Annotated in this window: 17 protein-coding genes; 4 read left to right on the top strand and 13 right to left on the bottom strand. The window is 39.4% G+C overall.

The genetic code is table 11. The features are described 5' to 3' along the window. Positions 1-28 precede the first annotated feature (28 nt). On the top strand, positions 29-2,854 hold the full coding sequence (locus ACS5PU_RS21600; protein ID WP_439461248.1) for a S8 family peptidase: 2,826 nt from the start codon (positions 29-31) through the stop codon (positions 2,852-2,854). 89 nt (positions 2,855-2,943) lie between these two features. Here the strand turns inward: ACS5PU_RS21600 and ACS5PU_RS21595 are convergent, their stop codons facing one another. Next, on the bottom strand, positions 2,944-3,552 hold the full coding sequence (locus tag ACS5PU_RS21595) for an outer membrane beta-barrel protein (RefSeq protein WP_439461247.1): 609 nt from the start codon (positions 3,550-3,552) through the stop codon (positions 2,944-2,946). A gap of 468 nt (positions 3,553-4,020) precedes the next feature. Between ACS5PU_RS21595 and ACS5PU_RS21590 the strand changes: the two genes are divergently transcribed. After that, complete coding sequence (locus tag ACS5PU_RS21590) at positions 4,021-5,226, top strand: MFS transporter (RefSeq protein WP_439461246.1); 1,206 nt, start codon at positions 4,021-4,023, stop codon at positions 5,224-5,226. A gap of 151 nt (positions 5,227-5,377) precedes the next feature. On the opposite strand, the gene ACS5PU_RS21585 is transcribed toward ACS5PU_RS21590, so the two are convergent. The 7 genes from ACS5PU_RS21585 to pyrE all read right to left on the bottom strand — a co-directional run bounded on the left by ACS5PU_RS21585 (position 5,378) and on the right by pyrE (position 14,633). Then, the gene (locus ACS5PU_RS21585; RefSeq protein WP_439461245.1) at positions 5,378-6,031 is read right to left on the bottom strand and encodes a hypothetical protein; all 654 of its coding nucleotides are present in this window, start codon (positions 6,029-6,031) and stop codon (positions 5,378-5,380) included. 112 nt (positions 6,032-6,143) lie between these two features. Next, the gene (locus tag ACS5PU_RS21580; protein WP_439461244.1) at positions 6,144-6,659 is read right to left on the bottom strand and encodes a hypothetical protein; all 516 of its coding nucleotides are present in this window, start codon (positions 6,657-6,659) and stop codon (positions 6,144-6,146) included. A 12-nt stretch (positions 6,660-6,671) separates the two neighbouring features. Beyond that, positions 6,672-7,325, bottom strand: a complete 654-nt coding sequence (locus tag ACS5PU_RS21575; protein ID WP_439461243.1) for a hypothetical protein — start codon at positions 7,323-7,325, stop codon at positions 6,672-6,674. Positions 7,326-7,848: 523 nt separating this feature from the next. After that, the gene (gene clpB / locus ACS5PU_RS21570) at positions 7,849-10,449 is read right to left on the bottom strand and encodes an ATP-dependent chaperone ClpB (RefSeq protein WP_439461242.1); all 2,601 of its coding nucleotides are present in this window, start codon (positions 10,447-10,449) and stop codon (positions 7,849-7,851) included. A gap of 270 nt (positions 10,450-10,719) precedes the next feature. Then, on the bottom strand, positions 10,720-13,392 hold the full coding sequence (locus tag ACS5PU_RS21565; RefSeq protein WP_439461241.1) for a family 78 glycoside hydrolase catalytic domain: 2,673 nt from the start codon (positions 13,390-13,392) through the stop codon (positions 10,720-10,722). Between the two features lie 148 nt (positions 13,393-13,540). Beyond that, on the bottom strand, positions 13,541-13,939 hold the full coding sequence (locus tag ACS5PU_RS21560; RefSeq protein WP_439461240.1) for an SRPBCC family protein: 399 nt from the start codon (positions 13,937-13,939) through the stop codon (positions 13,541-13,543). A gap of 34 nt (positions 13,940-13,973) precedes the next feature. Continuing rightward, positions 13,974-14,633, bottom strand: coding sequence for an orotate phosphoribosyltransferase (pyrE, locus tag ACS5PU_RS21555; RefSeq protein WP_439461239.1), 660 nt, complete (start codon positions 14,631-14,633; stop codon positions 13,974-13,976). On the opposite strand from pyrE, the gene ACS5PU_RS21550 reads away from it, so the two are divergent. Then, the gene (locus tag ACS5PU_RS21550; RefSeq protein WP_439461238.1) at positions 14,632-15,243 is read left to right on the top strand and encodes an NUDIX hydrolase; all 612 of its coding nucleotides are present in this window, start codon (positions 14,632-14,634) and stop codon (positions 15,241-15,243) included. The two genes, pyrE and ACS5PU_RS21550, sit on opposite strands and share 2 nt — an antisense overlap. Before the next feature lie 52 nt (positions 15,244-15,295). Here ACS5PU_RS21550 and ACS5PU_RS21545 read toward each other — a convergent pair whose 3' ends face one another. The 5 genes from ACS5PU_RS21545 to ACS5PU_RS21525 all read right to left on the bottom strand — a co-directional run bounded on the left by ACS5PU_RS21545 (position 15,296) and on the right by ACS5PU_RS21525 (position 18,601). Continuing rightward, the gene (locus ACS5PU_RS21545; RefSeq protein ID WP_439461237.1) at positions 15,296-15,901 is read right to left on the bottom strand and encodes a hypothetical protein; all 606 of its coding nucleotides are present in this window, start codon (positions 15,899-15,901) and stop codon (positions 15,296-15,298) included. Next, positions 15,891-16,394, bottom strand: a complete 504-nt coding sequence (locus tag ACS5PU_RS21540) for an RNA polymerase sigma factor (RefSeq protein ID WP_439461236.1) — start codon at positions 16,392-16,394, stop codon at positions 15,891-15,893. The genes ACS5PU_RS21545 and ACS5PU_RS21540 overlap by 11 nt, the downstream gene beginning before the upstream one ends. A 233-nt stretch (positions 16,395-16,627) precedes the next feature. Further along, positions 16,628-17,089, bottom strand: coding sequence for a pantetheine-phosphate adenylyltransferase (gene coaD / locus ACS5PU_RS21535; RefSeq protein ID WP_439461235.1), 462 nt, complete (start codon positions 17,087-17,089; stop codon positions 16,628-16,630). 181 nt (positions 17,090-17,270) lie between these two features. Beyond that, on the bottom strand, positions 17,271-17,804 hold the full coding sequence (rsmD, locus tag ACS5PU_RS21530) for a 16S rRNA (guanine(966)-N(2))-methyltransferase RsmD (RefSeq protein ID WP_439461234.1): 534 nt from the start codon (positions 17,802-17,804) through the stop codon (positions 17,271-17,273). Then, a complete protein-coding gene (locus ACS5PU_RS21525; protein WP_439461233.1) occupies positions 17,795-18,601 on the bottom strand; it encodes a DUF3822 family protein in 807 nt (268 codons plus the stop codon). Before ACS5PU_RS21525 ends, rsmD begins: the two co-directional genes overlap by 10 nt. 229 nt (positions 18,602-18,830) lie before the next feature. On the opposite strand from ACS5PU_RS21525, the gene ACS5PU_RS21520 reads away from it, so the two are divergent. After that, positions 18,831-19,970: a putative sensor domain DACNV-containing protein gene (locus tag ACS5PU_RS21520; protein WP_439461232.1), complete on the top strand. Its 1,140-nt coding sequence runs from the start codon at positions 18,831-18,833 to the stop codon at positions 19,968-19,970. Positions 19,971-20,096 lie beyond the last annotated feature (126 nt).

Below are 20,096 nucleotides of genomic sequence, written 5' to 3'. Positions count from 1 at the left end.
TAAGCAAAATTTTACAACAAAATATTTTTTGAGAGTCACTAATGTATTTTTAGTTATATGTATATGTCTGTGTGTATTTCGTTTAAACGCACAGGTACAACCTGGTGGAATAGAAAAAAACTTTCAAAAATTTAGCTCATCGAAAGTTAATTTTAAAGAATTACAGCCTGCTGAACTGATATTGGTTAGGTTTAACCATGCCTTAACCGCTGATGAAATCCGTTCGCTGAACCCCAAAAAAAAGCTATCTGCCGATTACTTTATTGTAGAAAAAAAAGCAGTTTCAAACCTCAACGAAACTATTATTTACCAGGGCCAGGCGAGTGGGTTATGGAAAGCAAGCGATGGTTTAATCAAAGCACTTAATAAAAGCGGCAAAAAAAGTGATTCTTTACTGGTTCGATTGGTAGTTAAAAACATCGCTACTTTATCAAAGGCGCTTAAACATTTAAAAATGACTTCGAGCGACGTATCCAATAATATCTTTACGGCTTCTATTCCGATTATAGCGGTAAGTGATATACTGGAAGATGATAATGTTTTATATGCGGACATTATACCGCTGCCCAAAACCGAAGTGGTTATCAACGGACTCGATCTGGGTTTAAACCAGATTGCCAATGCCCGTAGCCTCTTTGATGGAATTGATGGTACTGGGGTAAATATTTCGCTTAAAGAGGAAATGTACGATCAGACGGACCTTGATCTTTTGGGTAAAACCGTGCCAGGTGCCAATACAAATGGCAAAATAACTTCGCATGCTACAACTATGGCTACACTTGCCATCGGGAGCGGCAATTCGTTTATCCGCGGACTTGGCGCAGCACCCAAAGCCAAAATTGCCTATTCTGATTTTATTAACCTCATGCCAGACCTGGCTACTGATTTAGGTAAACTTCAGATCAGGGTTCAAAATCACTCTTACGGTACCGATATCGATAATAATTATGGAATTGAAGCGGCGGCCTATGATAAGCAGGTATTTGAAACGGATACAATAATCCATGTTTTCTCTGCCGGAAATAAAGGCGTAGCTACCTCTGCAAGCGGGTTTTATCAGGGATTAGCAGAAAGAGCAAACCTTACCGGTAATTTTAAGCAAGCTAAAAACCTGCTGGTAATAGGGGGTATAAACAGGGAAAATGTTTCTGAACGGTTAAGCAGCAAGGGCCCAGCTTATGATGGACGAGTAAAACCCGAACTTGTGGCCTTGGGTGAGGATGGAACTTCGGGCTCTGCGGCCATTACCAGTGGCTCGGTTGCACTGGTTGAACAGTTATACCGGCGGAAATTTAACAGGGCACCTTCGGCAGCACTAATTAGGGCTACCTTGGTTAATTCAGCTGATGATTTAGGTACGCCACAGGTAGATTATGTGTACGGTTTTGGTAAACTGAACGTAGCACAATCGTTAAAAACAATTGATGAAAACAGGGTTGGTGTATATACGGTGGCCAAAGGGCAGGATTTGGTGCTTCCCTTAAATGTGCCTGCCAACGTAGCCGAAGTAAAATTAACCATATCGTGGAATGATCCTGCTGCGGCAGTAAATTCGGCGCAGAGCTTGGTAAATGGTTTGGATCTCAGTATCGAAAGCCCATCAGGAGAAATTACCCTGCCCTGGGTGTTAAACAGTGCTGCAAGTTTAAGTGCGCTTGCCGAACCTGCAGTGCGTAAATTAGATCTGATCAACAATACCCAGCAGGTCACTTTAGGAAACCCCTCAGCTGGGAGCTTTAAAATCCATGTAAAAGGAAACCGGATCACTCAGGGAACGCAGCAAAATTTTGCCTTAGCTTATCGTTATACCCTTAAAAATACTTTTTCTTTTATTACGCCCGAAAAGGAAGGCCATCTCTTTGCCCGAGAAACCAATTATATCAGGTGGGAGAATACCTATGCTTCCAAAACAGGTAATTTATCCATCAGTTACGATGATGGTAATACCTGGAAACTACTGGCCCAGGGGGTAGATTTAAGTACAGGCTTTTACAGTTGGAATGCCCCTGATCTATTTTCGAAAGCCGTTTTAAAAATGGAAGTAGAGGGAAATGTGATTTTAAGCCAAAATTTTGTGCTTTCTGCACCATTGAGTTTAAGGGTAGGTTACGCCTGTAAAGATGGTGTGGTGTTAAATTGGAGTCCACAACCGGACGCTAAAGATTATACCCTATACGGATTGGTTAATAACCAGTTGGCTCCCGTTTTAACAGTTACTGATACAATTGTGAAACTGGATCCAAGTAAAATTGCGGGTAAGTATTTTGCAGTAGGGGCAAATGGCACTGGTTTTACCGGTTTAAAGAGTTATACTATTGATTATACGCAACAAGGGATTTCCTGCTATGTAAGAAGTTTAACTGCTGCAACAACAGATGAAGGCAAAATAAAACTCGATCTGAGTATTGGTACTACGCTCGACATCAAAAACATCATGTGGGAAAAACAAACCGGTGTAAATACCTATACTGTTCTACAACAAACACCGCCTGTTCAAAATCAGCTCGATTACAGCATTTTCGATGAGAAACCAAAACTTGGCATCCAGTTTTACAGGGTAACTTTCGAAACAGCCAACGGAAGATACACCAGTGATCTGGTTTCGGCTGTGTTCCTTAAGGAAAGCGACTTTTCTTTTTATCCCAACCCGGTATCCGATTACCTTACTATTTTGAGTGGATCATTTGAGGATTACAGCCTATCTATATTTAATATGCTCGGACAGAAAGTTTTTGACGAGAAAGCCTCGGGTACCAACCGCTTTGCTTTGAATACTTTGGCCGGTGGTGTGTATGTGGGGGTAATTGTTAAAAACGGACAGCAGATGAAGAAATTTAAGCTGATCAAGAAATAAGGAATAAAACAAAAAGCGCCCCGATTTAAAACCGGGACGCTTTTCGAAAAAAAGTCATTAGTTAAATGCTTCCTGCCGGAAGTATTTAATTAAAAGTGAAACTGTACACCTAATTTTGGTGCGAAAGTATTAGCTTCTAAACCGAAAGAGTTGCTGGTAGTTTTAGCACCTGTAGCTTCTGCTTTGATTTGGTTGTTTGCATAACCTAAACCGTTAACTGATACTTCGATACCAATTCTTTTGGTTGGGAAGAAAGCAAAACCAGGAGCAACATTTACACCGATAGAAGTTGTTGTGCCTAATTTAGCACCTGTATCGCCATTAGCATCAACTGCCTTTACAGTACCAAAAGCCATAGGAACTGATAATTGTCCGAAAAATTTGAATTGCTCAGATAAACCAACATAATAACGGCCAAAAGGCGAAACCTGGAAAGCACCGATTTGGTTTGGCGTTGCGCCGCTTACGGTTTTAGAATAAGTATAACCTACACCAGTACCGATTGCAAAGTTGTTGCTTACAAAATAACCAACACTTGGTACTACGCTAAAGTCGATGTCTGATTTTGCTGCGCCTTCTACTTTTGTAGAATTGAAACCAACATTACCGCCTAAAATGAATTTTCCTTTTTCAGTTTGTGCCTGTGCGCCATAAACTAAACCTGCTACTGCTACTAAAGATAATAATAGTTTTTTCATTGTTTTATTAATTATATTTTGTGTTAAAACATAGTCATTTTTACTTTTTTAATATCTGACTATATTTGGCTAAAAGTCAACACTTGTGCCAAAAATCATTGTCTAAGTCATTAAAAAATCAGATTTTGGCCAACTGCTTAATTCATAAACAGATATAAAATTAAGGTTAACTCAATATTATTTTCGTGTGACCAAAAATCAATCGATTGATTAATTTTTTGAATATGACAAATTGACAATCTGACTTTTTTTGTATAAATGTCAGGTTTTTAAGCGGTATAATTGACAGGATTTAAGACGCAAAGCAACGTTGTATTTTGGCCTTAATGCGATGTAGATTTAAATGAATACGGTAGAATTAACTCGAAAAAAATGGGTTTAAATTAGAAAAAGGTTTGACTTTAACAAGGACAAGCTGTTCAACAGGAGAAAAATATAATTGTTATTTTTGGCCAATAAGCATTTGCCATGACCGAGAACACCTCCAATACTACAGCAATCATTGAGAAAACGGTATTTCCGATACTATTTGCATTAAGTTTTTCGCACTTATTAAATGATACCATACAATCTTTAATACCGGCAATTTATCCGATTATTAAAACCAGCTACCATTTAAGTTTTTCGCAGATCGGATTAATTACCCTAACCTTCCAGTTGGCCGCCTCCCTGCTCCAGCCTTTTGTTGGCTTATATACCGATAAAAAGCCCCAACCATATTCATTGGCGGTTGGAATGGGTTTTACATTGATTGGGCTGATCTCGCTTTCGCAGGCCACTCATTTTTATACCATATTGCTTTCTGTTTGCTTTATTGGCATAGGGTCCTCTATCTTTCATCCAGAAGCCTCACGTATGGCGCATGCCGCATCAGGTGGTAAACGGGGATTGGCACAGTCGGTTTTTCAGCTTGGGGGCAATGCAGGCAGCTCGTTGGGCCCTTTATTGGCCGCTTGGATTATAGTGCCCTATGGCCAGTTCAGTGTAATCTGGTTTTCGGTTATTGCACTTTTGGCCATTATTATTTTAAGCTATGTGGGCCGCTGGTATAAAGGCTTCATGCTGTCAAGAAGTAAAAAGATCAATATACAGAGTGTGGTTAATCAGTTTTCTAAAGGCAAGGTTATATTTTCTGTATGTATTTTATTGCTGTTAATCTTCTCCAAATATTTTTATATGGCGAGTTTAACCAATTACTTTACTTTTTATCTGATTGATAAATTTCATGTTTCAGTTCAAACCTCGCAGGTTTACCTGTTTGTATTCCTGTTTTCGGTTGCGGCTGGTACATTGTTGGGCGGACCGATTGGCGATAAAATAGGACGCAAATACGTAATATGGGCGTCTATATTGGGTACAGCACCATTCGCACTGTTATTGCCACATGCCAATCTGTTTTGGGTAGGTGTGCTTATTGTGCCGATAGGAATGATTTTGGCCTCAGCCTTTTCGGCCATATTGGTTTATGCACAAGAACTGATTCCGGGCAAAGTAGGTTTGGTTGCAGGCCTGTTTTTTGGATTTGCCTTTGGCATGGGCGGAATCGGATCGGCCTTATTGGGCAAACTGGCCGATTCTACCAGTATTGAATATGTTTTTAATGTATGTGCCTTTTTGCCCTTGATAGGCTTGCTCACAGGCTTTTTGCCAAATATTGAAACCAAAAAGAAATAAAAAAGAGGCTGCATCACATTGTAGGGTTGTCATCCTGAGCCTGCCGAAGCACATCATTAAATTAAGTGATAGCATTTCGACAAGCTCAATTTGACAATTTGAATAAGATTTATAGCTTATGATGCAGCCTTAAAACCTTACTGTTGAGGAGTTAAAATAGGATATAGATCTTAAAGCCAAGGTTGTTGATGAAACCTTGTGTATTTAAATTGAAATTTGTGGTTTCGTTTGAGTGGTAGTTTTGATTTGTAGATTCTGTTTGCTTTAATTTGCTATAACGAAAATCTGCGCTCAATAAAGAAGTTTCTAAGGCAAACCTTTGAGATATAAACCAGGTAATTCCACCATAAGCGCCAATACTATATTGATTATTTATGTCGGTGCTGGCTTGGGGATAATATGGTTCTATGTTTGAGTTTTTTATTTTGCTATAAGTATAACCAGCTCTACCGCCTGCATAGGCAAAAAGTGTTTTTACTATAGGGAAGTAATGTTGATAATTTAAATTTCCACCATAGCTTTTTTGCTGTTGCCCAGAATAGTTGTTGCTATATTTATCAAGTCCATAGGATAAATCCAGCTCAAATTTACTGTTGTCTTTAAAGAAATATCCATAGCCCAGCGTAAAAAAATTGTTTTGAGTTTTGTTCTCGTAATTGTTTCCCTGGGAACTATTGTCCCTGCCTTTGTTTGTGTAAGTGTTAACGCCGAAGCTCAGTGCATTTGTTCCTTTTGTTTGGGAAAACGCAGATAGCGACAATCCCGCTGCCATAGCAGCAAGTAATAATTGTTTTTTCATTTTCATTTGTGTTTTTGTGTATTCAATGATAAACTAAAAAATCCAAATAAAACTAATTTTTTAGTTAAATAATTGTTAAGATATTGATGTTCAGAAGATAAAAATAGGTGGCTTAGTGCTAGTCGGGATTCCTCAGTTGTTGGCGGTTAAGTTTTTCAATAAAGTAATAGCTATCTAAAGCATCTTCCGATGCTGAATCATCATTTTCATTCAGGATTGATTTTACTTTACCATCGCTTTTTTGAGAGCCGCTGTTATTGTACTCAAATTTGATATTGCCAATTGATTTGATTTTTCCATTTTCGGAGCTAAATACAGAATTATAATATTCAATTCTTATACCATCAATAGATTTGATTTTACCATTCTCTGAGGCGAATACACTATTATAATATTCTACTCTTTTATTGCCGATTGATTTTACCTTTCCATTTTCGGAACTAAATACAGAATTATAATATTCAATTGTAGTACCATCAATAGATTTGATTTTTCCGTCCTCAGAAGGGAACACACTGCTGAAGTATTCTATTTTGCCCCGAAATCGCTGCGCATTTGCCTGATTGTAAAAACCCAACAGAAATGGTAGGCATATAGCGGTTAGGTTTAAAATTTTGATTGATATATTTTTCATGAGACGTTAAGATTAAAAATGAATGTTGATGGTAAAAGTTGGTGTGAAATTCTGCAAAGCCAATCGGAGGTTGTTGGTTTTATCGTAATTGTACAGCGATTCGGAAGCGTAGTAATTCTGGTGAAAGAAAGTTACGATAGGGAATGAGAATTCGATGGTTGAATCGTTAGAAAGCAGGTAAGCAAAGCCTGGACTAATGCTAGCCCCAAAACCTTTTACCCTGGCATCGGTACGGATGAGGTAGCCCTCAGCATCAATCCGGTTAAAAGTATTTATCTGCATCAGCAGATTAGCTTGAGCGAAGAATTTAAAACGCTCTTTAACATCAACATATTTGCGGATAAAAGGGGAGAAGCCGAAACTGAATTCTTTAGGGCCGTAACGGTCTTCGTATCTGCCATCTTCTTCATCCCATGAGATATAGCTTTCGCCCCTGAGCTTGGATAGGTTTAAAGGGATTTCCAATCCAACGGCTAGGTTGTTGGCAAAGAAATAGCCTCCTCTGGGTGTAACTGTAAAAGTATTTAGGCTGTTGGATGAACTGTTTTGTTTGGAGGTTCCAAAACTGAGGCTTAAGCCGGCAAAGCCGGTTCTTTTTTCAGTTTGGGCATAGCAGCGCCAACTGACGGCACATAGCAATGCCATAACGATTAATTTAGGTTTCATTTTATTGTTATTTGTGTGTATTCAATAATAATGATTATTGATTTAAAAAACAAGAAAATGAACTATCGGATTAGTTACGTAAAGCTTTATTTTTAAGTGGATTGTAAATCCATAGTTTGGGGATCTGGATTGCAAATCCAGACCAACGGTGAAATGAACTATCAGATTAGTTACGTAAAGCGTTATTTTTAAGTGGATTATAAATCCACAATTCTAGGATCTGGATTTCAAATCCAGACCAACGGGGAAATGAACTATCAGGTTAGTTACGTAAAGCGTTATTTTTAAGTGGATTATAAATCCACAGTTCTAGGATCTGGATTTCAAATCCAGACCAACTGGAATCCAGACCAGCTGGGATCTATTGAAGCAGATCTCTGCATTTGACTTCTTTAAGTCCGATAGCTATCGGATCGAGATGATGACGACTGTTCTGAAGTTATAATTCTGAACAGCATTGGAAGATTAAACAAAAAAAATCCCATAGAAATTAATCTATGGGATTTCATTTAATTGTTATGTTTTAACCTGCATTTTGGTTCAGGAATACAAAATTATGATCAAACATATCTAACTTAATTTTACTGTCCTTATCTATCTTGCCCGCCAATATCTCTTTCGACAGTTCGTTTAAGATTCTTTTCTGGATAACTCTTTTTAACGGTCTGGCACCAAACTGCGGATCGTAACCCAATTGTGCTAACCAATCTAGAGCTTCATCACTTGCATCCATATCTATACCCATTTCGGCCAAAGTTTGCTGTACATGTTTAAACTGTAAGCTCACAATATTCCTGATTTCGCTGCGGTTTAAAGGGGTAAACATAATCAGCTCATCAATGCGGTTTAAAAACTCTGGGCGGATGGTTTGTTTCAATACCTCAAACAGTTCGTTTTTGGTTTTGGCAATTACTTCATCACGGTTTTCGTCGCTTAAATCTTTAAAATTATCCTGGATTAAATGCGCACCAATATTAGAGGTCATGATGATGATGGTATTTTTGAAATTTACCGTTCTGCCTTTATTATCGGTTAAACGGCCATCATCTAAAACCTGTAGTAAAATGTTAAATACATCTGGGTGGGCTTTCTCAATCTCATCAAGCAGTACAACCGAATATGGTTTACGCCTAACGGCTTCAGTTAACTGTCCACCTTCATCGTAACCTACATATCCTGGAGGCGCCCCAATCAAACGCGAAACAGCATGGCGTTCTTGATACTCACTCATGTCAATACGTGTTAAAGCATTTTCATCATTGAATAAAAATTCGGCCAGGGCTTTTGCCAGCTCGGTTTTACCCACACCTGTTGTGCCTAAAAAGATAAAAGAACCAATTGGTTTGCGTTTATCCTGCAAGCCTGCACGCGAGCGGCGTATGGCATCCGAAATGGCTTCGATGGCTTCATCCTGCCCGGCCACACGTTGGTGTAGCTCGTGCTCCAAATTCAATAATTTTTCGCGTTCGCTGGCAATTAATTTGGTAACGGGAATGCCGGTCCAACGGCCAACTACACCTGCAATATCATCAGCCGTAACTTCTTCTTTAAGCATACGGCTATCGGTTTGCTGGCTTTCCAGATCGGCTTTTAGTTTTTCTACCTTATCCTGTGCCTCTTTAATTTTTCCGTAGCGGATTTCGGCAACCTTACCATAATCTCCGGCACGTTCCGCCTGTTCTGCTTCCAGTTTAAAATGTTCAATCTGCTCTAACTGGTTGTTTACGGCATCTACCAAATCTTTTTCACCTTGCCACTTGGCTTTAAATTCGTCACGCTCGGCCGATAGGTTGGCGATTTCTTCTGATAACTCCTGAACTTTTCTGTCGTCCTTTTCGCGTTTAATGGCTTCGCGTTCAATTTCCAACCGCATAATTTCGCGGTCTAATGCATCTACATTCTCGGGCACACTATCCATTTCCATACGTAGTTTGGAAGCAGCCTCGTCCATTAAATCGATGGCTTTATCGGGTAAGAAACGGTCGGCAATGTACCGCTGACTCATTTCAACCGCTGCAATAATAGCTTCATCTTTAATCCGCACTTTGTGGTGTGTTTCATAACGTTCTTTCAATCCACGGAGGATAGAAATGGCATCCTGGGTATCAGGTTCTTCTACCATTACCTTTTGGAAACGGCGCTCCAAAGCTTTATCTTTTTCTAAATACTTTTGGTACTCATCCAAAGTTGTTGCACCAATGGCACGCAATTCTCCGCGGGCTAGGGCCGGTTTTAGGATGTTTGCGGCATCCATCGCGCCTTCGCCACCGCCTGCTCCAACCAAAGTATGTATCTCATCAATAAATAAAATGATATCCCCGTCGCTTTGGGTAACTTCTTTTACTACCGCTTTTAAACGTTCTTCAAACTCGCCTTTATATTTTGCACCGGCAATAAGTGCGCCCATATCCAGGGAGTAAACAGTTTTGCTTTTTAAGTTTTCGGGCACATCGCCTTTAATAATCCTAAAGGCAATTCCTTCGGCAATAGCTGTTTTACCTACACCCGGCTCACCGATCAGGATCGGATTATTTTTGGTACGGCGGGATAAGATCTGAATTACACGGCGGATTTCTTCGTCGCGGCCTATCACCGGATCTAATTTTCCACTTTCGGCATATTCATTTAAGTTCCGTGCATATTTGCTTAAGGCCTGATAGGTGGCTTCTGCATTCTGATCGGTTACACGGCTATCGCCACGGAGCGCTACTATTGCTTTTTTAAGGTCTTTTTCGTTAACACCCTGTTCTTTTAATAATTTAGAGGTGCTATCGTTAGCTGCCAAAATACCTAACAAAAGGTGTTCTACAGATACAAATTCATCTTTAAACTCTTTTAAAAATGTTTGCGCCTTTTGCAGTACGCTATTGGCATTTGATGACAGATAGACATTGCTTCCACTTACTTTCGGGAACCTGGCTATCTCGGCATCTAAGTTTTGATTTAACGAATTTAGGTTTACGTTTAATTTCTTCAATACATAAGAAACCACGTTTTCATCAACAGTAAGCAAACCTTTAAGCAGGTGTGCTGTTTCAATAGCCTGTTGCTGGTTGCCCTGGGCTATTTCAGAAGCCTGTTGAATTGCTTCCTGGGCTTTTATTGTAAAATTGTTGAAGTTCATATTCCCTTTAAGGTCAAAACAAATGCCACAGCGATTTTGATTTTTATAATCGGAAATTTTGTCGTGATGATTTGATTTGTAATGACTAAATTGCTGATTTTTAGTGTTTTGTGCTGAAAAAATGTCGTGTTGTTGGTCAAGACTCGTTAGGAATAAGGATTAGCGGATGTGTCGCAGTCAGACCTCGCAGGTTTTTAAAACCTGCGAGGTCTGTAAAGATTCTTCTCTACGTTCAGAATGACAGATCCGTTAAAACCTGAGAGGTCTGGATTAATTTTTTGCTTTATTTTCAATCACATACTTGCCGGCAGCCAATTCTATTTTACCGTCAGTATTAAGTTTTCCATTCACATAAACGTTCCTATCCCGGGTAAGCGGTAAGTTCATGCTGGCAGTAGAATTGGCCGGGATGGTGATATCGTATCTAATGCCGTTAGCCGTTTTTTTCCAGGCACTGGTAATCTTTCCATATGGGCCGATATGGCTGGCCTCAAAAGCATCCAAACCTTCCATTACATGCGGATCCAAGATGATGTGCTTAAAACCAGGCTGCTTTTCGTCTGGCCTGATCCCTCCAGGTGACTTATATAACCAGGCACCAATTTCGCCAAACATAATGTGGTTCATAGAAATATCAGATTTGGCATCGATCGGCCAGTTTTCGTATAAGGTTGTGGCGCCGTTTTCCATCCACCAGCCCCAGCTAGGGTAAGTTTTTTGTGCAGCAACTTTATAAGCCATATCGGCATATCCGTTTTCGCTCAGGGCATTTAAAATGGCTTTTGTGCCCAATAAACCAACATCTAGGTGAAAACCATCGGCTTCAACACGTTTGGCTAAATTTTCAGCCACTAAAGCAATTGATTCTTCGGGAACAATTTTCCAATACAGTGGAACGCTCATTTCTGTTTGTATGCCTGTACCATAAATTCCTTTTTCTTTGTTCAGGTATTTGGCATTGAATGCCTCTTTTATCTTTTTAACCAAAGCGGTATAACGCAGGTAATCGTCGTTCTTACCTAAAATTTTAGCGGCTTTTGCCAAAATTACAGCGTCGGCATAATAATAACAGGTTGAGGTTAGTTCTACAGGTGATTTAGATTTTACCGGAATCCAATCGCCCAAACCCCATGTGGTTAAGCCGGTAGGGTAGGTTTCGTCGATGTGGTTCACGTATTTTTTGATGTTTTCGTAGCAATCGGCCAATAGTTTTTTATCGCCATAAAACAGGTATACATTCCAAGGGATAATGGCAATGGTACTTGTCCAATCTGGTCCATTTCCCCATTCGTAGCCCCAGCCATCAGTAGGGATAATAGATGGCAGTACGCCGTTAGGCTGCTGCTCATCGCGGTGATCGGCCAACCACTTTTCGTAAATGGTAATCCCATCAAAGCCGTATAAACCAGTTTCAATGGCAATTTGTGCATCGCCTGTCCAACCGTTTTTTTCTCGCTGTGGACAATCGGTTGGGTAGCCAAATAGGTTGGATAGGTAAGAATTGTTGGTGGCGTAGTATATTTTATTGATAATCGGTTCAGAAGATTTTACCTCACCCAAAACAGGAACATCACTGTGCATAAAATAACCTACCAAATTTTCCTTTTTCAGATTGATAGGGGTTGAAGTGCTTACTTCTACATACTGAAAGCCCTTGTAGTTAAAGTGCGGCATAAAACTTTGTTCGCCTTTGCCATTCAGGATCAAAATATCGGTTTGAAAAGGATCGGTATTATCCGTTGGGCGGTAATGGGCATCAATATTCGAAATATCCAAGCGTCCGTTTGCATATAAACGTTCACCGTGTTTTAAGCGCACCGTTGTTCCGGCAGGCCCGTTGAGTGTAATTTTGCTAACGCCCGAAATATTTCTGCCCAGATCGAACAGATAGGTAGTGTCGTTAATTTTTTTAAGGGTTTTGGCCGCAATTTCTTCCACATTACGGATAGGATGCAAAGCCTGGGCAACAATATTTTTGGAAGGTGCCGAGCGGTACATCACATCTTTCCAGTCTTTATCGTCAAAGTTTATGGTGTTCCATCCGGGTTTTTCCATGCGGGCATCGTAATGCTCGGCAGTGTAAATGCTGTTAAACACAATCGGACTTAATGCTGTTTTCCAATTTTTGCCCGATTTGATAGTTTCAACAGTTCCATCTTCGTAGGTAATTCTAACATCCAGGCAGAAAGTTGGTCTGTTACGCCATGGAGCGCGGTCGAAATACCATACCGCGGTAGATTGGTGGTTGTACCAACCATTGCCCAACAGTACACCTATAGCATTTTTACCTTGATTGATTGCTTGGGTAACATCATAGGTTACATAAAGCGTCCGCCTATCAAAACGGGTATACATGGGGTCCATACGGTGGTTGCCAATCTTTTTTCCGTTGATAGAAAGTTCGTATAAACCAGCGGCTGCAATGTATGCCCTGACCGATTTAATTTTTTTATTGGTGGTAAAGGTATTTCTAAAATAGGGTGCGGGTTTTAGCTTGATGTTTTCGGTATCCGAAATCCAGGCACCCTGCCAATTGGCCATATTCATCATGCCCATTTCAAAGCCCGAAATTTTGCTGATGTTTTTTTTATTTCCGGTGCTGATATCGATGCGCCAGAAGTATTTGGTAAAAGGTTTTAGTAGTTGGCCCGAATAAGTCACAAGGTTCGCATCTGATTTGATCCAGCCGGTATTCCAGCTGTTTGCTTTTTCTTTAAGCAGGGCTGTAGAATCGGTATCGACCAGGATGCGGTAGGCAGTTTGTTTGGCATTTTGACTATTATCCTGCATTTGCCAGGTAAAACGTGGCTTAGGCGTATCCAAACCAATGGGGTTGATGAGGTATTCGGTTTTTAAGCCGGTGAGTGTTGATTGGGCAAAGGTGCCAGCGATAGGGAAAAGTGAAAAAAGTAAGGCTGATACCTTTAGAAATTTAAATTTCATTGTTTTCGGTTTATTGAAAACTAAGGTATCAAAATAATAGCTGTAAGGGCAAATAGCAATGGAATTTTTACGCATAAAAAAAAGCGAAGTTTTCGCTCCGCTTTAAATACTGATCTGCCGCCGTAATTAGGCTGGCCAGCTGTAGGGATTATCCCAATATTTCTTTCAACTGCTGTGTTTGATGGTCGGCCAGTTTTTGAAGTGGGCCTGAAGCCAACATTTTCATCATCATATTTAAATCTGCCGAAATAATGTGCTTTGCAGTTGTTGTGCCATTTCCATTATCTGTAACGGTCCATTTCAGTTCGACTTCAAAAGGAGCTTTTTCTGTCGGAATGGCTGTTAATTCTTGGTTTTCAATACGATTAGAAATTTTGATGGCCAGTTTTGCCATGTTTTGGATCGTAAAACGTGCTTCATCTTCTGTAGATTCCCAGTTGTAGATATTTTCTGGCATCAATTGCTGATGGTTGTTCATGTTGGAGAGAAATGCATAAACCTCTGCAACGGGCTTATTAACTTCTACAGCGCTTTCGATAATCGTCATTATATATTTTTTATAGGTTTTTACTCAAATCAGTTTATGATTCAGAACTTAAGGCCTGTCCCCACTCTGAAGGGTTTAAACGCCATTTTCCCAATAATTCCATATCGCTTTTTGCAATAATGCTGTGCTCAGAAGCATAATCAATTAAAGCGCTGTAATTAGATAATGTTAAGTAACGGCATTTCGCTGCTGCAAAATTCTCATCGGCCTTTTCAAAACCATAAGTAAAAATTGCGGCTAAACCAGCAACAGATAAACCGGCTGATCTTAATGCCTCAACAGCCTGTAAGCTGCTTTTTCCGGTCGAGATCAGATCTTCGATCACTACAACACGCTGTCCTTCCACTACTTCACCTTCTATTAAACTTCCGGTGCCATGTTCTTTAGCTTTTGCTCTTACATAGATAAAAGGTAGGCCAAGTTCTTGCGCTACTAAAACGCCCTGTGGAATTCCTGCAGTAGCAACTCCAGCAATAACATCTACCGAACCAAATTCTTCCTGAATGGCCTGGGCAAGTTTCTGGCGAATATAAGTTCGAACTTGAGGATGGGATAGGGTAATCCGGTTATCGCAATAAATTGGCGACTTCCAACCCGATGCCCAAGTAAAAGGATTATTAGGTTGTAATTTAATTGCCTTTATTTGTAATAAAAATTCCGCTACCTTTAATTCAATATCACTTTTATTATACATGGCCCAAAATTACAGAATTTATATTAACGATAACACCCTGTTTATCTCAGATGTTTTGCCAGAACAAAAAGAAAAGATTCAACAGCTTGAATTTCAGGATTTTGATTTGCAAACATTTTACAAAAAATTAAAAAATGGGTCTAAAAAGAGCTACATTTTCTTAACAAAGAATCCTAAAGAAACCTTTAAAAAGCTAAAAAAGGACTGTACCATAATCAAGGCCGCCGGAGGTTTGGTGGAGAGCGCGAACCATAATTACCTGTTTATTTTCAGAAATAAAAAATGGGACCTGCCCAAAGGAAAGCTGGAAGACGGTGAAAATATGAAAGAAACTGCTGTTCGCGAGGTGGAAGAGGAGTGCGGTATTAAGGTATTTAAGCGTGAAGAAAAGCTTTGCAAAACTTACCACGTTTATCCCATTGGATCAAAAATGGTGATCAAAAAAACAAACTGGTACAAAATGAAGGTAAAGGGCGAGCCGAAACTGGTTCCGCAAAAGGAAGAGGGAATTGATGAGGCTGTTTGGTTAGATAAAAATCACATCAACCCTGTGGTTAAAAACACTTTTCCATCAATTATGGATGTGTTGCGTGCAGGAGGAATTTTATAAGTGTATATGAACCGTCAGGTAGCTAACACCTGACGGCAATTTTTTCGGATAACTATTCATAATCCAGTTCATCGACCACTTTTTTAACGCGTTTTAGGTATTTACCGTAGTAAAACCAGGCCCATAGTTCGGTTATTGCTCCTATAATTAAAATGGTGATAAAGCAGTTTAAAAGGATATAGGTTGGAGAGAGTTTGGCTAAAATTTTATTTACCACCGAGGTTTTTTCAAGAAGCAGATAAACCGATATAAAACCGACCCAGATAAAGGCAACAATATAGGTTAGTGCTTTGTAAAGTTCAATATTCAGTTTCATTTCGTAAAAAAACCAGAGGATACTTTTTCGGCTATCCATACTCATATCGCACGAATTTTTATAAAACCTGAAAAATTTAATGAAGTAATAGGTTGTAAAGCCGCAGGTTATGGAATAGAAAGCTAAGTATACCAATTTCATCTGGGCAGAGAAATTAAAAAGGTAAGGCACTATTGCCATGATGATAAGTGCCACCACCTGATAAAAAAACTCATGTTTCATCTTTTTCCGGATGATATCAATAGGGGTATGGGCTTGTTTTATGCTAAGCATATCTGCAGAAATGTTGGTTTCTGCAATGGTTTCGGCATTCCATTCGTTTTTTAAATCGTCAAAATTCATAACCGTTTTTTTTTATAATGAATTGTAATTTTTCTTTAGTCCTGTTGAGTTTAACGCGGGCGTTTACCTCGCTAATGCCCAGGTTTTCGGCAATTTCCCGGTGCGATTGATTTTCGAGAAAAAGGAATATCAAGGCTTTTTCTACTGCATTTAATTCCTGAACTGCTTTGTACAGATAGGTTAACTTTTCTTCTTTTGTTTCACTTTCGTTGATATCAATAATATCGAAATTTTCGTCGAGCGGGGTTTTATCTACTTTCCGCTTACCTTTTTTGAAATAAACCAAGGCTGTATTTAAAGCAACGCGGTACATCCAGGTAGAGAATTTGCTGTTTCCTTTAAATGTTGGATAGGCTTTCCAAAGCTGCATCACAATTTCCTGAAACAGATCTTGCTGATCCTCCATATTGTTCATATACATTTTTGAAACTTTATGTATAATCGCTTTATGCTGATTAATCAGGGAGAGGAATATGTTTTCTGTTTCTTTCATTTAAAATATAACCCATTGGTAACGGATTTTGTAAAACGTTACAGGTTAATTAAAATTAATATTTAAATGATTGCATAAGGGATATTAATAGCTTACATAGTCCTTCGACAGGCTCAGGATGACAATTAACCACGGATAAAGAAGATAAACACAGATTGCTTTGTGGTATCAGATAATAGCTAACACAGTTAGAAACCTGTCGGATGGTAACACGCAACAGCAATAGGGTAAAACTATAAAAAACTAAGCGCTTCTTTAGGTACAAATGGACTCACATCGCCATGGTTTCTTAAAATGTCGCGTACAATGGTAGAACTGATGGCAGAGTATTCGGGTTTGCTTAACAATAAGATGGTTTCCACTTCGGGCATCATGGTCTGGTTAATCTGGGCAATGGCGCGTTCATATTCAAAATCTGCTGCCGACCGGATGCCCCGCACCATATAGGTTGCATTAATTTTCCTGCAGAAATCTACGGTTAAGCCCTCGTAGGTTTGAACTTCAATATTGTTATAACCTGCAAAAACGGTGTTTAAAATCTGTAAGCGCTGTTCGGCAGTAAGGAAATTCTGCTTTGAACTGTTTAGTCCAATGCCAATCACAATTTTATCAAATAGCGGGGTAGCACGTTGCAAAATGTTTACATGGGCAATGGTAATGGGATCAAATGAACCTGGAAATAGCGCTATTTTCATGCTTCAAATATAAATTTTTATGCTGAAAGGAAGAATAGTCCGGAATTGGAAGATAATTGCCAATAAATAACCAATATACAATAATCAATTACCAAAGACTTTGGAAAAGTGAAAGCTTATCTATGGGTATTGCTAATGAACAAATGACAAATGAACTAATGACCAATGAACCATTGAACAATTAAAACTCAAAAAAGCTAAACGATGAGTTGCCATATTTGCGTGTTTCCTGGTAGCCTGGTTGATTGTGTAGGCGCATATTGCTCTGGTGTTCTACCACCAATAAGCCGTTGGGTTTAAGCAATTGTTGTTCCTGCACCAAAATTGGCAATTGCGGAATGTTGGGCAGATTATATGGCGGATCGGCAAAGATTAAATCGTATGCGCCCGTCATCTGTTTAAGCAGCTTAAAAACATCACCTTTGCGCACATCAATCTGGTCGAATTCGTATTTTTTGGCAGTGCTTTTAACCCAGTTTACGCAACCATAATCCATATCTACGGCTAAAATACTTTCGGCACCGCGCGATGCAAATTCGAAGGTTAAATTGCCTGTACCGCAGAATAAATCCAGAACAGAGCAGTTTTCGAAATCGTATTTATTGTTCAGGATATTAAACAGGGCTTCTTTAGCCATATCTGTAGTTGGGCGCACAGGTAAATTTGCAGGAGGCTGCAAGCGGATGCCCTTTAATTTGCCACCAATTATTCGCATAGATCTAAAGCAAGCAAACCGCTGAAATAGTGTTTAGGCATATCAGCTAATAATTCGCTATTTTGTTTCCCCGCTGGGAGAAAGAAATAAAGTTGATTAAAATATTTTAAGAGGCAGTTATAATGTTCATCATCCTCGTTTATAATGCCCTGTATGTACACCGGAACGGCATCGTTTAAACCCAACTGTTCGATAATCAGCAAGAGGAAATAATTAAACTCCTCTGCATTTTCTGATTGGTAATGGTTTTGAAAAACTACCTTTTTATCTTTGGTATACAATACGTTGAACGATATGGCTGTGAAATCAATCAATAAAGATTCGCTGGCCAAATGGTCGAATAATACCATTAAAGGCTCGGATTGCGGGAATACATTTGCATTTTCGGGCAGTTGTGCTTTAACCTGATCGTTTAAACAGAAAATGGTATTGAACCCTAGTGCATCGTTATGTTTGGTGTAAATTTTGGCATCGGTGCCAAGATAATTAGAGTAAACAGCTAAGTTTTCGGCCTCAAACCATTCATCAGGAATAAAAATGAAATTTGAAGTATGAACAGCAGCCTTTACAGCTCCGTAATTTAAAGAGAGGTAACTATCTGTTTCGAATGCCGATTTTAACTCCTTTTCTACATCTTCACAGCCTTGTTTGTCGAAAATAACATTAATCTCCTCAGTATCTTTGCTAATCACGGCATAAGAAAAGCTGTCATTCGTTATTTTTAATAATAAATGGCAGTTTGCAGATGTATCAGCTTTAAAATTCGGGTCGATTAATAAAAGACTGTTGTTACTCATTGAAACAAAAATAGGTTTTTTTAGGAATTAACCGCAATTGAAAGTTTACAAAAGAATTAAACCCCAGATAAAAAGACTGAACACAGATAGTTTTTTTATCAATTTATTGTTCTTGTTCCAAATCTGTGTTTATCTGTGAAGATCTGTGGTTAAAATTGAACTAATCTTTTTACCAAAATCAAACCTTTCAGGTATCCTAAAATCAAAATATTCAGCTTAAATTCGGAACATGAGTTACAAGCCTACTTACAAAGCTGCAAACACCATTGCGGCTACAATTGAACAACATTTTGAAAAACTGCATAAAAATGCAATTGCACAGGGTGAAGTAGATTTGGCTACACAACCAGATAGAAAAGTAATTGAGGCGATAATAGATGTTGCTTTTTGGAGCAGTTTACGCAAGGAAGAAGGGCATTCGCCCCGCATTTCTATCGCGTTTTTGCCCCCATCGCAGGCATCAAAACCTTTGCATTTTGCCAAAAGGTTAGCTTTAAATGCAAATACCTTAACTAAAATAGCGCCGGGTATCGAACGTTCAGGCATTCATTTAGGGGTTTGGGAAGAAGATGGCGAACTGTATATCTGGGGGACAACTTTAAATATCCCTAATTTCTGTTTTGTTGTTGATGTTTCTGAACCAGGCTTAATTGTAATTAAACACCGCCGGATTTACGGTATCGGCAAATTTACCAATGTGGCCGTGCTAAAAGGAGAGCAGATTAGGATCGTTGATGATACGAGCTGCACCAACCGCGATTGTCCGCCGATTTTAAAAGCCCTGCTCGATTTAACTGTTTTGGCCAGTTGGAACGATCCGATCAATATCCTGATCCAGTTTGCGGTTTCTATGCGCGCGCATGGACGAGGCGGTGCCCTGTTAATTGTACCAAAAGGCGATACAAAATGGGAAGAATCAATTATCCATCCTATACAATACTTGGTTGAACCGCCTTTCTGCGGATTATCCAATCTGGCCAAGCAGAGCGGCAACCAGAGCGAAATCTTTTCGCAGGGTGCTGTAAGGCGTGAAGTTGAACATTTAGCCGGCTTAACCGCTGTAGATGGCGCAACCATTATCAACGAAGAGTTTGACCTGATTGCTTTCGGTGCTAAGATCGGTCGTGCAAAAGGGAAACCAACTGTAGAACAGATTGCATTTTCGGAACCGATTTTAGGTGGCGAGGATAAAATTTTATATCCGGGCCAACTTGGCGGAACCAGGCATTTTTCTGTAGCACAGTTTGTTAACGATCAGCCCGATGCGATTGGATTGGTTGCTTCTCAAGATGGCCATTTTACCATTTTCAGTCATAGCAAAAAGCAAAGTATGGTCATGGCACACCGCATTGAAACCTTACTCTTGTAAAAAAACTGTTTAACTGCCCAATTGTTTTATGGTTTGCGTGGGGGCTTAGAAAAGACCATTATCTTTGCCCTCTAAACCGTGTCCGATAGTTTGTCGGATGAAGCGGCATCCCAGGGTATAGACCAT

It is taken from the genome of Pedobacter sp. GSP4, assembly GCF_051857575.1.
In the GTDB taxonomy this organism is placed as follows: Bacteria; Bacteroidota; Bacteroidia; order Sphingobacteriales; family Sphingobacteriaceae; genus Pedobacter.
This window is presented reverse-complemented; position numbering and strand designations above follow the sequence as displayed.

Coding starts and splice junctions, on each gene's coding strand:
- ACS5PU_RS21595 (WP_439461247.1), bottom strand. CDS start 3,552: ATGAAAAAACTATTATTATCTTTAGTAGCAGTAGCAGGTTTAGTTTAT.
- ACS5PU_RS21590 (WP_439461246.1), top strand. CDS start 4,021: ATGACCGAGAACACCTCCAATACTACAGCAATCATTGAGAAAACGGTA.
- ACS5PU_RS21585 (WP_439461245.1), bottom strand. CDS start 6,031: ATGAAAATGAAAAAACAATTATTACTTGCTGCTATGGCAGCGGGATTG.
- ACS5PU_RS21580 (WP_439461244.1), bottom strand. CDS start 6,659: ATGAAAAATATATCAATCAAAATTTTAAACCTAACCGCTATATGCCTA.
- ACS5PU_RS21575 (WP_439461243.1), bottom strand. CDS start 7,325: ATGAAACCTAAATTAATCGTTATGGCATTGCTATGTGCCGTCAGTTGG.
- clpB (WP_439461242.1), bottom strand. CDS start 10,449: ATGAACTTCAACAATTTTACAATAAAAGCCCAGGAAGCAATTCAACAG.
- ACS5PU_RS21565 (WP_439461241.1), bottom strand. CDS start 13,392: ATGAAATTTAAATTTCTAAAGGTATCAGCCTTACTTTTTTCACTTTTC.
- ACS5PU_RS21560 (WP_439461240.1), bottom strand. CDS start 13,939: ATGACGATTATCGAAAGCGCTGTAGAAGTTAATAAGCCCGTTGCAGAG.
- ACS5PU_RS21550 (WP_439461238.1), top strand. CDS start 14,632: ATGGCCCAAAATTACAGAATTTATATTAACGATAACACCCTGTTTATC.
- pyrE (WP_439461239.1), bottom strand. CDS start 14,633: ATGTATAATAAAAGTGATATTGAATTAAAGGTAGCGGAATTTTTATTA.
- ACS5PU_RS21545 (WP_439461237.1), bottom strand. CDS start 15,901: ATGAATTTTGACGATTTAAAAAACGAATGGAATGCCGAAACCATTGCA.
- ACS5PU_RS21540 (WP_439461236.1), bottom strand. CDS start 16,394: ATGAAAGAAACAGAAAACATATTCCTCTCCCTGATTAATCAGCATAAA.
- coaD (WP_439461235.1), bottom strand. CDS start 17,089: ATGAAAATAGCGCTATTTCCAGGTTCATTTGATCCCATTACCATTGCC.
- rsmD (WP_439461234.1), bottom strand. CDS start 17,804: ATGCGAATAATTGGTGGCAAATTAAAGGGCATCCGCTTGCAGCCTCCT.
- ACS5PU_RS21525 (WP_439461233.1), bottom strand. CDS start 18,601: ATGAGTAACAACAGTCTTTTATTAATCGACCCGAATTTTAAAGCTGAT.
- ACS5PU_RS21520 (WP_439461232.1), top strand. CDS start 18,831: ATGAGTTACAAGCCTACTTACAAAGCTGCAAACACCATTGCGGCTACA.